Genomic DNA, 13,934 nt, shown 5'->3' with positions numbered 1-13,934 from the left:
TGAATCCTTGGGTGGTGGTGTCTGCCCGTCCATGGGCTGACATCCGTGACTCTCGGCAGGTCCGCCGAGGTCGTTAGGTGTCGGCGAGGAAATCTCCTCGCCGAAGATCAGCTGGCTGCGACGACCGTCGGCACCGACGCGTCCTGCACGGCCCGGGCGACCCCGGCAGCGGCGTTCGCCGCGACCCGCGCCAGGTACGCACTGCGCCGCGCGGCGGTCGTGCGCGACACCGGCTCGACCGCGGTGCCGTCGCCGTAGTGCTCGGCGAGGCCGTCCCGCAGGAGCCGCATCGCCTCGGACCGCTGCTGCGACACCGCGGAGTGCGTGATCCCGAGCTCGGCCGCGACCTCGGTGACCGAGCGGTCGCCGAAGTAGACGTTCTCGACGACGTAGCGCATCCGGTCGGGCAGCGCGGCGACGGCGGCGCGCAGGTAGCGGCGCTTCTCGGCCTCGAGCAGGTCCTCTCCGGGCAGCGGGTCCTCGGACGCGATGACGTCGTGCACGGTCTCGTCGATCGTGCCGACCGTCCGGGCGGCGTCGGACATGGCGTCGGCGGCCGTCTGGCGGTCGACGCCCATCGCGTCGGCGATCTCCTGGACGCCGACCGAGCGACCGAGTCGGGCGGACAGTGCCTCCTGCGTCGCGAGGGTCTCGCGGATGCGCTTCCGGGTGCCGCGCGACGCCCAGTCGGACGAGCGCATGTCGTCGGCGAGCGCACCGGTGATCCGGGTGCGGGCGTAGGCGCCGAAGGGCACGCCGAGCTCCGGGTCGAAGGCCTCGGCGGCGGCGACGAGTGCGAGCGAGCCCACGGCAGCCAGGTCGTCTCGGTCGAGGTGGGTGGCCCGCGCACGGACGTCCGACACGATGTAGCCGACGAGCGGCAGGTGCTCCACGATCATCGCGTTGCGTGCGTTCCGGTCCATTGGCTTCCCCTGGTCGACGTGCTGACTGACCCGTCCGTGGGCGCGACGGACACCGGCCCTCGGGAGGCCGGTGCGGTCGACGAAGAACCACCCGGTTCCCTCCGGACGGTGCACCCGCGCCCCTGCGACGCGGTGCGGGAGTGTCCCCCGCGGTGCGGTTCGAATGTATCGGCTGGGAAGTGACCGGTGCAGGCTGTGAACGTCCCCAGTGCGGGGGGACGCGGGGTTCCGGCGGTCCGCACTTCGGCGGACAAACCGGCACGAACCGCCGGTTCTGTCCCCCGGTCTGGGTGACGGTGCGTCCCCCGGGAGCGCGCGGCCGGGAGGCGCGGCACCGCTCCGCCGAGCAGCGCCGGCCCGTCTCGTGCCCGCGTCCACCGCCGCGGTCCGCTTACGACGGACCGCTCGGCGTCGATAGTCCCCGCTGTCCACCGGAAGGCGGACCGGCACGACCCGCTGGTCGCCGACACCGATCCCGAACCGGGAGGAGCCATGAGCGTGAACGACCTGTCCGCCGTCCTCTGGCGCGAGCGCGAACTGCTCGAACTGCTCACGTTCAAGCTCGAGGAGGAGCAGCTCCTGCTCGCCGCCGGGCGCTCCCGCTGGGTGTCGCACGCCAGCCGCGAGGTCGAGCAGGTCCTCGAACGGCTCCGCAGCACCGGGCTCGAGCGCGCCGCGTCGAGTGCCGCCGTCGCCGAGGAGTGGGGTGTCGACCCCGACGCTCCCCTGCGCGACGTGGTCGCCGCCGCGCCGAACGGACCCTGGGGCGAGATCCTCGCGACGCACCTCGCCGCGATGGTCGAGCTGACGACGCACATCGGCGCGCTCCGCGACGAGAACGACCGCTTCCTCCGGACGGCTGCCCAGGCCACCGAGGAGACCCTCGCCGGCTCGGTCGGCGACGCGTCCACGTACGACGCCTCGGGCAGCTCCGGCTCCCGTCCCGACGGCGCACGCCTGTTCGAGGGGACCCTGTAGCACCGTGGTGAGCACCTTCGGATCCCTCGCGACCGCCTACTCCGGCCTGACCGCGGCACGCGCCGGCATCGACGTCACCGGGCAGAACATCGCCAACGCCGGCACCGCCGGGTACACGCGCCAGCGCGTCACGCAGTCGTCGGTCCCCGCCGTGCAGACCGGTTTCGTGCACGGCACCGCTGCCCTCGCCGGGCAGGGCGTCTCCGTCGACGGCATCGCACGCCTCGGCTCCCTGACGCTCGACGCCGGCCTCCGCGCGGCGACCGGCTCGTCGGCCTGGGCACAGACCCGCGCGACCGGGCTCTCGGCGATCGAGGACGGCCTGCACGAGCCCGGGAAGAACGGTCTGTCGGCACAGCTCGACGTCTTCTGGTCCGCGTGGGGCGACCTCGCCGCGCACCCCGACGACGCGGGCGCCGCCTCGTCCGTGATCGCCGCCGCGACCACCGTCGCGACCGCCCTCGCCACCGGCTCGAAGGCGCTCGACACGCAGTGGACGACGGTCCGTTCGACCGCCGCGACCCAGGTCGACCAGCTCAACGACGCGGCGGAGCAGGTCGCCGGGCTGAACGTGCAGATCCGGTCGGCCCTCGCCGCCGGTGGCAGCGCGAACGAACTGCAGGACCAGCGCGACCGGCTCACGCAGCAGATCGCGGGACTCGCCGGTGGCACGGTCCGGACGAACACCGACGGCACCGTCGACGTCCTCCTCGGCGGCAACCCGCTCGTGCAGGGCGACACCGCCCGCACCGTCGCGCTCGAGGGCGGCGCGCGTCTGGGCGACGGCGCTGCCGTGTCCCTCCGCTGGACCTCGGGCAGTGCCGGCTCGGTGACGCTCGACGGCGGCTCGATCGGTGGCGCGCTCGCACTCCTCGCCCCCGCTGCCGGCGGCACGGGTGGCGCCATCGCCGAGGCGTCAGCCGCGTACGACCGAGTCGCGACCCGACTCGCCGAGACTGTGAACACCGAGCACGCGAAGGGCACCACGCCCTCGGGTGCCACCGGAGCGCCGTTCTTCGCCCTCGCCGCGGGCACCCCGGCCGCGCAGGGCCTCTCGGTCGTCCCGACCGACGGCGACGGGCTGGCGACGCGGAACGCGGCGGGACAACTCGACGACTCGTTCGCCGACACGCTCTCGCGACTCGGCACGGTCGCCGGGGGTGCGGACCGCACCTGGGCGAGCTTCGTGGCGGGGGTGGGCAGCGCCTCCCGGACGGCCTCGTCGGAGGCGACGCTCACCGGACTCGCGCTCACCAGCGCGCGCACGCAGCAGCAGTCCGGCGCCGGCGTGGACCTCGACGAGGAGAACGTCAACCTGCTCAGCTACCAGCACGCCTACCAGGGCGCAGCGCGCGTCCTCACCGCGGTCGACGAGATGCTCGACACGCTCATCAACCGCGTCGGACTCGTCGGGAGGGGCTGACCGTGATCACCCGTGTGACCACCCAGATGTCGATCACGGCCGCGACGGAGCGGCTGCAGGCGAACGCCGCCCGCGTCGCCGACGCCACGCAGCGCGCCACCACGCTGCAGGCGATCGCGAAGCCGTCGGACGACCCGGTCGGCACCGGCTCGTCGATGCAGGTGCGGAAGGAGCAGGCCGCCGCCGCGCAGTACACGCGCAACGCGAACGACGCGGTGGGCTGGCTCGCGACGACCGACAGTGCCCTGTCCGGCGCCCACGCGGTGCTGACGACGGTGCGAGACCTGACCGTGCAGGCCGCGAACTCCGGTGTGATGGACGACACCGCCCGCGACGCGTTCATCACGCAGTTCCGGGCGCTCAAGGCCGACCTCGAGTCCGCCGCCAACACGACCTACGGCACGCGGTCGGTCTTCGCCGGCTCCTCGACCGAGGCGACCGCCTACACGAGCGCCGACGGCTTCGCCGCTGCGACCACCGCGGTGTCCCGACGCGTCGGCGACGCCCAGACCGTGCGGGTCGACACCCCGGGGGCCGCGGCGTTCGGCTCCGGCGCGACGTCGGCCTTCGCGGTGATCGACGGCATCGTCGCCGACCTGCAGAACGGTGTGAACGTGAACCCGAAGCTCAACGACGTCGACGCGGCGTTCGGCACCCTCCGTGCGGCGCAGGCCGACGTGGGTGTGCGGCACGCGGCGGCACTGGGGGCGCAGGACGCGCTGAAGACCTCGTCCGTCGCGCTGGAGACCCGTCGCGCCGGCATCGAGGACCTCGACCTCGCCGGTGCGGTCCTCGACCTGCAGGTGCAGCAGACCACCTACCAGGCAGCCCTCGCCGTCACCGCGAAGGTCCTGCAGCCGACCCTGATGGACTACCTCCGATGAGCATCGACCTGACCTTCCCCACGCCCCCGTTCGGGCTGTCGCCGGCACCCGTGTTCACCCTGGAGCCCGTCGAGGGTGCCGAGGGGCTCTTCGCCCTGCACGGCGACGACGCCCGGCTGTTCCTGCTCGACGCCGCGGTGCACCTGCCCGACTACGCGCCCGAGCTCACCGACGAGCAGGCGGCCCTGATCGGCCTGACCGACCCCGCCGACGCGATGCTCCTCGTGGTCGCCAACCCGGGGGCGTCCGGCACGACAGTGAACCTGCTCGCGCCGGTCGTCGTGCACGCGCGCACGGCCGTCGGCGCCCAGTTCATCCTCGAGGACCAGGACCTGCCGCTGCGCGCGGAGCTCGCGCGGCGGTAGCGCGCCGGGGTGCGGGCGCGGGGCTGGCCGGCGCTGTCGTACGACTCACCCGCTGTCGTACGACAACGGATTCGTCGTACTTCTCGCGAGACCGCGGCCCCCCGCGGCTGACACGACAGATCCGCTGTCGTACGACATCAACGTTGTCGCACTCCTCGCCGCCGTCACTCCTCCACAGCCGGGAGGTCCGGCTCACCATCCCCAGTTCAGCTCTCCCCCGCCGGTCTCGCCGGTCCACGGCGCGACGCTTACGGACATGCACGAACGAGTCCTCGCCGTCCCGCTGATCCGGACGAGTCGCTTCCCCTCCGCAGAGCGCCGCGCACTGCAACGTCGAGCACAGCGCGGCGAGCTCCGGCCTATCCGGCCCGGTGTCCTGGTCGATCCAGCAGCGATCACCGGCCTCCTGCCAGAGGAACACCACCTCTTGCTGGTGCGCGCCACCGCACACCGCATCCGGCCCCCGAGACTGCTGGCACATCGCAGCGCTGCACTCGCGTACGGGCTCCCCCTCGTCGGTGCCCCGCCGGACCGCGTGGAACTGCGGGATCCACGGCGTTCTCGCGCGGAGACCACGACGTACCAGCGGCTTCGGCCGCTGGTCGCGCGTGCTCCTCGCGGAAAGTGGGACGGCACGCCCCCGTACAGCCCGTCGATGTTCGCTGGCGTCGCCGTCGAACCGCTCGTCGACGTCCTGCTGGACATCGCCGCGTCCGAACCGCTCTGCACAGCGCTCCCGATCATCGACGCCGCGTTGCACGGCCGTCGGGTGCTCTCGTCGATGCTCTCGGAGACAGCAGGGGCGTCCGCCACTGCGCACGACAAGGCGGCGACGGCGCTCGGGATGGGGTCGGCGCTGTCCGACTCCCCGGCGGAGTCGGTGTGCCGGGTGCGCTTCCGACTGCTCGGGACGCCGGAGCCCGTCCAGCAGCACGTCTTCAGCCGTGCGCGAGACCGGACGGCAGTCGTCGACTTCTGGTTCCCGGACCAGGGCGTCGTCGTCGAGGTCGACGGGCGGGCGAAGTACGGCGACGGTGCGGACGCCGCCGCCGCACACTGGCAGGAGAAGCAGCGCGAGGACTTCATCCGGTCGTTCCCCGAGGTCCGCACGGTCGTCCGGGTCGTCTGGGCCGACCTGATGGAACCCGAGCGCTTGCGCGCGAAGCTCCTCCGAGCGGGTGTGCCGTGCCGGTGACGACGACCTGCACGACCACCGAGCCGGCGCGCGCGGCATCCTGCGAGTGCGGAGCTCCCACCGCGTCGGCGTACGTTCTGCGTCATGGCCCGACAGCACAACGACGGGGCGATCGTGCCGATGCCGCCCGCCCCGGTCCAGTCCGACACCCGCGACGACCGCACCCCCGCACCCGAGAACCCCACGGGGTGGACCAAGATGCTCGACCGTGTCATCGCCGTGCAGCGTCCCGTGGTGGTCGCGCACGTGAACGCCGTGCGGCGTCGCCACCCGGATGCGAGCCCCGCCGAGGTCATCCAGATCCTCGAGCGGCAGTACCTCACGGCGGTGACCACGGGTGGCGCTGCCGTGGGAGCGAGTGCGGTGATCCCCGGTGTCGGCATGGCAGCGGCGCTCGGCCTCAGCGGTGCCGAGACGGTCGGCTTCCTCGAGGCCACGGCACTCTTCGCGCAGTCGGTGACCGAGGTGCACGGCATCGCCCTCGAGGATCCGGAACGCTCGCGCACCCTCGTGATGGCCCTCATCCTCGGCGCTCCGGGGACGCAACTCGTCAAGCAGCTCGCCGGTCAGGCCACCGGGGGCCAGGCACGCTCGGCGTTCTGGGGCGAGATGGTGACCGCCTCCCTGCCGAAGCAGGTGGTGAGCGGCATCGGTGGCAAGGTCCGCGACCAGTTCATCAAGCGCTTCGCAGCGCGGCAGGGCGCTTCGGTCCTCGGCCGTGCGCTGCCGTTCGGCATCGGCGCGGCCGTCGGCGGCCTGGGCAACCACGCACTCGGCAAGAAGGTCGTCCAGGCGTCCCGCGAGGGCTTCGGACTGCCACCGCGGCACTTCACCGTCGTCCTCGAGACGAAGCCGACGAAGCCGACGAAGGAGCGCGGCCGTGGGGCGGAGGAGCGTGCAGCCGGCGACGGACGAACGGACGAGAAGGAACGCCGAGCGCTGCCGTGGCGCCGGAAGGAGCGAGACGACGAGGACCTCTGGGCGGACACGCCGCACCGTGATCCCCAGCACGACCGCGAGGTACCCGACGGGCGCGGCGAGCGCGGCTGACGTCGCGCGGCTGGCGGACGGGAGGCGCGGTGCCAGGGTGCACCGCGCCTCCCGTCCGTGCGATGGATGACGCCCGTCGACGGGCCGCCTCCGTCAACGCGTCACCAGGTCACGAGCGCCGCTTCGGCGTCCGCACCACCTGCCCGGCGTGTGCGAAGCCTCCGCCGAACCCGAACAGCAGCGCCAGGGTGTCCTCCGGCAGCTCCCCGCGGTGCCACGCCTTCGACAGCCCGAGCGGCACGCTCGCGGCCGAGGTGTTCCCGGACTCGACCACGTCCCGCACGACGTACTTGTCCCCGCCGCCGAGTGCCTCGGCCAGCGGCTCGATGATGCGGAGGTTCGCCTGGTGGAAGGCGAGGACGCCGATGTCGTCGAGCGTCACTCCGGCTGCGTCGACGACCGCGCGGGCGTGTCCCTCGGCCTCCGTGATCGCCCAGCGGTAGATCGACCGACCCTGCTGCGTGAAGTACTCGGGGTCGCGCGTGACCAACACGGCCTCGTTGAGGTGCGGCACGCTCCCCCATGACACGGGTCCGATCTCCGCGGTGTCGGCAGCACCGATCACCACGGCTCCGGCACCGTCGCCGACGAGCACGCATGTCGAGCGGTCCGTCCAGTCGGCGATGCTGGACAGGGTCTCGGAGCCGATCACGAGGGCGGTGTCCGAGGCGCCGACGCGGATCGACTGGTCGGCGAGGGCCATCGCGTACTCGAAGCCGCTGCACGCCGTGTTGATGTCGATGGGTGCCGGACCGTTCGCCATCCCGAGCGCCGCGGCGACCCGTCCGGCCGTGTACGGCGACCGCTCGCGGTGCGTGGTCGAGGCGACGATCACGAGCCCGATGTCGGAGGGCTCGAGACCGGCGTCGGCGACGGCCATCCGACCGGCCTCGATCGCCATCGACACGACGCTGTCGTCGGGGCCCGCGATCCGGCGGGTCCTGATGCCGGTGCGGGTGGTGATCCACTCGTCGTTCGTGTCGACCATCGTCGACAGTTCGTCGTTGGTGAGGACCCGGTCGGGTTGGTGGTGGCCGAAGCCGAGGATCCGGCTGCCACGGAGTGCTGGCGTGTTCACCCGCGGCACGCTACTCCCCACGGCGCATGCCGGGCGGAGCATGCACGAACGAGTCGACAGCCGGTCCGGACGCCGCGCAACCGCAGCCGTCGCCGGCGCGGTCACCCCCACGCGACCGTCGCCGGTCCGGTCACCGCCGCGCCGCTGCCGTCGCCCGGTCGTTCGCCCGCTTGATCGCCTGGACGAGTTCGTCCTTGTCCATCTTCGAGCGGCCGCTGACGTCGAGGCGCTTCGCGACCTCCATCAGGTGCGCCTTCGAGGCGTTCGCGTCGACGCCGCCCTGGGTCTCCCCGGAGCCGCGCGTGCCCTCCGCGCCGGAGTCCGACGGACCGGAGGAGTCCTTCTCCTCCCAGTGGTCGCCGACCTTCTCGTACTCGTGCTTGACGGCGGCGTAGGCGGTGCGGTGTGCGCGCTCTCCCGGACCGTACGTCTCGTTCGCCGAGTCGAGCGTCTCGGCGAAGATGTCCTGCGCGTGCTCCGGCGACCGCTGCAGGGTGCTGGGGATCTCGTCCTTCGCGGGCATGGTGCGTCCTTCCGTGTGGGGTCCATCGGCCGCGCTTCGTGGAGGACGGCTCGTCCCGTTCTACGCCGGGCGCATGACCGGCACCCGCAGGGCCTGGTTCGCACACCCGCACCCGCGTAGACCGGAGGCATGGACTACACACACCTCGGACGGACAGGGCTGTCGGTGTCACGAGCGGTGCTCGGCACGATGAACTTCGGACCGGAGACCAGCGAGGACGACTCGCACGCGATCATGGACCGGGCGCACGAGCTCGGCGTGAACTTCTTCGACACCGCCAACGGCTACGGCGGCTCGGTGGGCAAGGGTGCCACCGAGGAGATCATCGGCCGCTGGTTCGCGAAGGGCGGCGGTCGACGCGAGAAGACCGTCCTCGCGACGAAGGTGTACGGCGAGATGACCGATTGGCCGAACGGCGGCAAGCTGAGCGCGCTGAACATCCGGCAGTCGCTCGACGCGAGCCTCCGTCGGCTGCAGACCGACCACGTCGACCTGTACCAGTTCCACCACGTCGACCGGGCGACCCCGTGGGACGAGATCTGGCAGGCGATCGACGTCGCCGTGCAGCAGGGCAAGGTGCTCTACGTCGGCTCGTCGAACTTCGCCGGGTGGCACATCGCGCAGGCGCAGGAGGCAGCCGTACGCCGGGGCAGCCTCGGCCTGGTGAGCGAGCAGTCGATCTACAACCTCGTCGTGCGCGACGTCGAGCGCGAGGTCCTGCCCGCCGCCCGTGAGTACGGCCTCGGGATCATCCCGTGGTCGCCGTTGCAGGGCGGACTGCTCGGCGGGGTCATCGAGAAGACCGAGAACGGCTCCCGCCGCCTGTCCGGCCGCAGCGCGGAGTACGTCGAGGGACACCGCGACCAGCTCACCGCGTACGAGTCGCTCGCGAAGGAGCTCGGTCACACCCCGGGCGAGCTGGCCCTGGCGTGGCTGCTGCACCAGCCCGGTGTGACGGCGCCGATCACCGGCCCGCGCACGATGGAGCAGTGGGAGTCCGCGGTGCGCGCCGTCGACATCCGACTCGACCAGCGCGCCCTCGACCGGCTCGACGAGATCTTCCCGGGCCACGACACCTCGCCGGAGGACTACGCCTGGTGACCTGACAGAACGGCGCACCACGCGCCGTGGTCGCGACCACCGGACGGGAGGCGCGGTGCGGGTCCGCCCCGCACCGCGCCTCCCGTCCGTGGCAGGCGCCCCGCACCGCGCCTCCCGTCCGTGATCGGCGCCACGCGCCGTGGTCGCGACCACTGTGACGGGCCCCGCCCACGACGACGGGCCCCGCGCCTGCTGTGTGCGCGGGGCCCGTCGTCCGTACGGGTGGTGCGGTGTCTAGCGGACCGAGACCGGGGTCTCGTCGCGCTCCTCGTAGAGGACGTAGCCCTCTTCACCGTGGACCGCGGTGTCGATGCCGGCGACCTCGTCCTCGGTCTTCACGCGGAAGCCGATCGTCTTCTCGATGGCGAAGCCGATCACGAAGGCCAGGACGAACGAGTAGACGAGGACGGCTGCGGCGGCGACGGCCTGCTTGCCGAGCTGCTCGAAGGAGCCCGAGTAGATGAGACCGGTGTCGTCGGCGAAGAAGCCGAGGTAGAGCGTGCCGAAGATGCCGCCGACGAGGTGGACGCCCACGACGTCGAGCGAGTCGTCGAAGCCGAGCTTGTACTTGAGGTCGATCGCGAAGCAGCAGACCACACCGGCGAGGAAGCCGAGCAGGATGCCCCAGCCCGGGGTGAGCGCGGCGCAGGCCGGGGTGATCGCGACGAGACCGGCGACGGCACCCGAGGCGGCACCGACGGAGGTGGCCTTGCCGTCCTTGAGCTTCTCGATGAGGAGCCACCCGAGGATCGCGGCGGCCGGAGCGGCGAGCGTGTTCACCCAGGCGAGGGCAGCGATGCCGTCAGCGGCGCCCTCCGAGCCGGCGTTGAAGCCGAACCAGCCGAACCAGAGGATGGCCGCACCGAGGAGCACGAAGGGCGGGTTGTGCGGCTTGTGCGCGCCCTTGGCGAAGCCGACGCGCTTGCCGAGCACGAGCGCCAGGGCGAGACCCGCGGCGCCGGCGTTGATGTGCACCGCGGTGCCACCGGCGAAGTCGATGACGCCCCACGTGGCGAACATGCCCGAGGTGAGGTTGAAGACCCAGGAGGCGACCGGGAAGTAGACGACGGTGACCCAGACGCCGGCGAAGATCATCCACGCGCCGAACTTCGCGCGGTCGGCGATCGCACCGGAGATCAGGGCGACGGTGATGATCGCGAACGTGGCCTGGAAGCCGACGAACGCCATCGACGGGTACGCGGCGTCGATCGTCGAGGCCTTGGCCTCCTCGAACGCCTGGCCGAGGCCGATCTGGTTCCAGTCGATGCTGAAGAACCCGACGATGCCCGCGACGTTCGTGCCCTCGCCGTGGTTCGCGAAGGCGATCGCGTAGCCGTAGAGCACCCAGAGGACGCCGACCAGGGCGATCGCTCCGAAGGACATCATCATCATACTGATGACGGACTTGGCCTTCACCAGGCCGCCGTAGAAGAAGGCCAGGCCGGGTGTCATGAACAACACCAGCGCCGCCATGATCAACACGAATGCCGTGTTGCCCTGATCAAGCATCTGTTCACCTCTCGCGATTGCAGTGCGGCTCTCGGGACCGCCCTCGGGTGCTGACGAGTCTGGCGACACGACGTTTCGCGAGGGAGCACGATGTGTTTCGCGGGTGTAACGCGTGAAGCTCCCGTGTGAACGGTGTGTTTCCGGACACCGGATGACGGGTCCGACACCGCTGACGGGACGCCGCGAGGGCCGGACGGTCGCGCGCGTCGGACGGGAGGCCCGTGGCGGTGTCGCCACGGGCCTCCCGTCCGACGGTGGCTCAGTCGGCCGCGCGGGACAGCGCGACCACGCGCGACGCGGCCCGCAGGTACTTCTTGCGGTAGCCCCCGTCGAGCATCGCCTGCGGGTACACCTGGTCGAGCGGCGTACCGGACGCGACGATGCGCACCTGCGCGTCGTAGAGGCGGTCGACGAGCGCCACCCAGCGCAGTGCGTCGGTCTGGTCGGTGAACGCCTGCACGTCGGTGAGCCCGACGGCGTCGAGCCCGTCCACCAGCGCGACGTACTTCGACGGGTGCACGGTCGCCAGGTGGTCCACGACCGCACGGAAGTCGTCGAGCGTCGTCGCCCCACCGGGCAGTGCACCGACGACGTCCTCGACCACCCGCGCCGACTCGTCCACGGCCCGACGGCGGTAGTCGAGCCCGTCGATCCGCATCGTCTCGAACCGGTCGGACATCGCCTGGATCTCGCGCAGGAAGTCCTGCGCGGCGAACCGGCCCTCGCCCAGCGCACCGGGCGGGGTGTTCGACGTCGCCGCGAAACGCGTGCCCGACTCGGACAGCTCCTTGATGAGTCGGGTCATCACCATCGTGTCGCCCGGGTCGTCGAGCTCGAACTCGTCGATGCACACCAGGGATGTCCCGCGGAGCAGGTCGACCGTGCCCTGGAACCCGAGCGCGCCGACGAGCGCTGTGTACTCGATGAACGTGCCGAACGTCTTCCGCGACGGCTCCGCGTGGTACGCCGCGGCGAGCAGGTGCGTCTTGCCGACGCCGAACCCGCCGTCCAGGTACACGCCGGAGCGCGCCGACTGGACCGGTTCGCGGCGGCGGCCGAACAGGCCGCGCCGCGCTGGCTCCGGCCGTGTCGCGACGAAGGCCTCGACCGCGTCGCGCACCGCCGCCTGCGACGGGTACTCGGGGTCCGGCCGGTAGCTGGCGAACGACGCGTCGGCGAACTGCGGCGGCGGGACGAGCGCTGCGGCCATCTGCTGCGGCGTCACCTGCGGATCACGGTCGACGAGGTGTGCAGGCAAGTGTGGCCCCTCCGGGAAGCATGTCGTGCGGTGTCACGTTGCAGGTGGCGGTCGGTACGTCCGCGTACCGTTGCCCGCGGGCACCGAGGACCGATCCTATGCCTCGCCCGCCCCGCTCGTCCCGCAGCCTGGAGGTACCCCCGATGACCGCACCGGTCGACCCGTCCGAGAAGTTCGCCGCCTACGCCCACCCCGAGCGCCTGGTGTCGACCGAGTGGCTCCAGGAGCAGCTCGACGCCGGTACCGGGTCCCCCGACCTCGTGGTCGTCGAGTCCGACGAGGACGTCCTGCTCTACGAGACGGGCCACGTCCCCGGCGCGGTGAAGATCGACTGGCACACCGACCTCAACGACCCCGTCCAGCGCGACTACATCGACGGCGAGGCCTTCGCCCGGCTCGTCGGCGGCAAGGGCATCGGCCGCGACACCACCGTCGTGATCTACGGCGACAAGAACAACTGGTGGGCCGCGTACGCCCTCTGGGTGTTCACGCTGTTCGGCCACGAGGACGTCCGGCTGCTCGACGGTGGCCGGGCGAAGTGGATCGCCGAGGACCGCGCGGTCACGACCGACCGTACCGAGGTCACCCCGGTCGAGTACCCCGTCGTGGAGCGCCGCGACGAGCAGGTCCGCGCCTTCAAGGAGGACGTGCTCGAGCACCTCGGCAAGCCGCTCATCGACGTGCGCAGCGCACCCGAGTACTCCGGCGAGCGCACCACGGCCCCGGACTACCCGGAGGAGGGCGCCCTGCGCGCCGGACACGTCCCGACCGCCGTGAACATCCCCTGGGCCACCGCGGCCGCTCCCGACGGCACGTTCAAGAGCCGGCAGGAACTGGACGCCGTCTACCGCGACGGCGCCGGCATCGGGGGTGCCGACGAGGTCATCGCCTACTGCCGCATCGGCGAGCGCTCGAGCCACACCTGGTTCGTGCTGCAGCACCTGCTCGGCTACGACAACGTCCGCAACTACGACGGTTCGTGGACCGAGTGGGGCAGCGCCGTGCGCGTCCCGATCGCCACGGGCACCGAGCCGGGTACCGTTCCCACCCGATGAGCACCGAACTCCCCCGCCCCCTCGCCGAGATCCGCGACGACTTCCTCGAACTCTCGCAGCAGGACCGCCTCCAGCTGCTCCTCGAGTTCTCCGACGAGCTCCCCGCGCTGCCCGAGCGGCTGCAGGGGCACGAGGACGAGCTCGAGCGTGTCGAGGAGTGCCAGTCCCCCGTCTTCATCACCGTCACGGTGGGTGCGGAGGGCGATGCGCCGGACGTGGTCCGGATGCACGCGACGGCGCCACGCGAGGCACCGACCACCCGCGGCTTCGCGTCGATCCTGGCGCAGGGGCTGTCCGGGTTGTCCGCACCCGAGGTCCTGGCGGTCCCGGTGGACTACCCGCTGACGCTCGGACTCACCGAGGCGGTCAGCCCGCTGCGGATCCGGGGCATGGTCGGCATGCTCGGTCGGGTGCAGCGGCAGGTGCAGGCGGCCGCTGCGGACTGATGGCGGTCTCCTGACGGACGGGAGGCGGGGGGGGGGGCGGGCCCCCCCCCCCCCCCCCCCCCCGGGGGGGGGGCGGGGGGGGGGGGCCCAACAGGGGCACCGGAGGCCGCGCGGGAAACAACCAGGGTAACACCAACAGAAGGGGT

The 13,934-nt window shown here is 72.0% G+C and carries 14 protein-coding genes; 9 read left to right on the top strand and 5 right to left on the bottom strand.

The genetic code is table 11. The features are described 5' to 3' along the window. Positions 1-107: 107 nt before the first annotated feature. A complete protein-coding gene (locus J2X59_RS09850; protein ID WP_251160276.1) occupies positions 108-923 on the bottom strand; it encodes a sigma-70 family RNA polymerase sigma factor in 816 nt (271 codons plus the stop codon). 492 nt (positions 924-1,415) lie between these two features. Here J2X59_RS09850 and J2X59_RS09845 point away from each other — a divergent pair, with 492 nt between their 5' ends. The 6 genes from J2X59_RS09845 to J2X59_RS09820 all read left to right on the top strand — a co-directional run bounded on the left by J2X59_RS09845 (position 1,416) and on the right by J2X59_RS09820 (position 6,818). After that, a complete protein-coding gene (locus J2X59_RS09845) occupies positions 1,416-1,901 on the top strand; it encodes a flagellar protein FlgN (RefSeq protein WP_066654099.1) in 486 nt (161 codons plus the stop codon). A 7-nt stretch (positions 1,902-1,908) separates the two neighbouring features. Next, a complete protein-coding gene (gene flgK, locus J2X59_RS09840) occupies positions 1,909-3,324 on the top strand; it encodes a flagellar hook-associated protein FlgK (RefSeq protein ID WP_326496551.1) in 1,416 nt (471 codons plus the stop codon). Positions 3,325-3,326: 2 nt separating this feature from the next. Next, the gene (locus J2X59_RS09835; RefSeq protein ID WP_066654097.1) at positions 3,327-4,208 is read left to right on the top strand and encodes a flagellin N-terminal helical domain-containing protein; all 882 of its coding nucleotides are present in this window, start codon (positions 3,327-3,329) and stop codon (positions 4,206-4,208) included. Further along, entirely contained in the window at positions 4,205-4,573 is a 369-nt protein-coding gene (gene fliW / locus J2X59_RS09830) for a flagellar assembly protein FliW (RefSeq protein ID WP_209682800.1), read from the top strand. The genes J2X59_RS09835 and fliW overlap by 4 nt, the downstream gene beginning before the upstream one ends. 655 nt (positions 4,574-5,228) lie before the next feature. Then, positions 5,229-5,768: a hypothetical protein gene (locus J2X59_RS09825; protein WP_326496550.1), complete on the top strand. Its 540-nt coding sequence runs from the start codon at positions 5,229-5,231 to the stop codon at positions 5,766-5,768. Positions 5,769-5,852: 84 nt separating this feature from the next. Further along, positions 5,853-6,818, top strand: a complete 966-nt coding sequence (locus J2X59_RS09820) for a hypothetical protein (RefSeq protein ID WP_326496549.1) — start codon at positions 5,853-5,855, stop codon at positions 6,816-6,818. Between the two features lie 109 nt (positions 6,819-6,927). Here the strand turns inward: J2X59_RS09820 and J2X59_RS09815 are convergent, their stop codons facing one another. Further along, positions 6,928-7,896 (bottom strand): beta-ketoacyl-ACP synthase 3, encoded by a 969-nt coding sequence (locus J2X59_RS09815; protein WP_209682805.1) that lies wholly within the window; start codon positions 7,894-7,896, stop codon positions 6,928-6,930. Between the two features lie 130 nt (positions 7,897-8,026). Beyond that, entirely contained in the window at positions 8,027-8,419 is a 393-nt protein-coding gene (locus J2X59_RS09810; protein ID WP_209682807.1) for a ChaB family protein, read from the bottom strand. Positions 8,420-8,548: 129 nt separating this feature from the next. On the opposite strand from J2X59_RS09810, the gene J2X59_RS09805 reads away from it, so the two are divergent. After that, positions 8,549-9,520 (top strand): aldo/keto reductase, encoded by a 972-nt coding sequence (locus J2X59_RS09805; RefSeq protein ID WP_326496548.1) that lies wholly within the window; start codon positions 8,549-8,551, stop codon positions 9,518-9,520. Positions 9,521-9,754: 234 nt separating this feature from the next. Here the strand turns inward: J2X59_RS09805 and J2X59_RS09800 are convergent, their stop codons facing one another. Together J2X59_RS09800 and zapE are read right to left on the bottom strand one after the other, a co-directional pair. Further along, the gene (locus J2X59_RS09800; protein WP_066654086.1) at positions 9,755-11,029 is read right to left on the bottom strand and encodes an ammonium transporter; all 1,275 of its coding nucleotides are present in this window, start codon (positions 11,027-11,029) and stop codon (positions 9,755-9,757) included. A 259-nt stretch (positions 11,030-11,288) separates the two neighbouring features. Further along, on the bottom strand, positions 11,289-12,239 hold the full coding sequence (gene zapE / locus J2X59_RS09795) for a cell division protein ZapE (protein ID WP_251160291.1): 951 nt from the start codon (positions 12,237-12,239) through the stop codon (positions 11,289-11,291). 191 nt (positions 12,240-12,430) lie between these two features. Here zapE and J2X59_RS09790 point away from each other — a divergent pair, with 191 nt between their 5' ends. After that, a complete protein-coding gene (locus J2X59_RS09790) occupies positions 12,431-13,342 on the top strand; it encodes a sulfurtransferase (protein WP_251160284.1) in 912 nt (303 codons plus the stop codon). Beyond that, positions 13,339-13,788 (top strand): SufE family protein, encoded by a 450-nt coding sequence (locus tag J2X59_RS09785; protein ID WP_251160285.1) that lies wholly within the window; start codon positions 13,339-13,341, stop codon positions 13,786-13,788. Before J2X59_RS09790 ends, J2X59_RS09785 begins: the two co-directional genes overlap by 4 nt. The last annotated feature ends 146 nt before the right edge of the window (positions 13,789-13,934 follow it).

Origin of the sequence: Curtobacterium sp. 260, from assembly GCF_030803485.1 — a bacterium.
GTDB lineage: Bacteria > Actinomycetota > Actinomycetes > Actinomycetales > Microbacteriaceae > Curtobacterium.
This window is presented reverse-complemented; position numbering and strand designations above follow the sequence as displayed.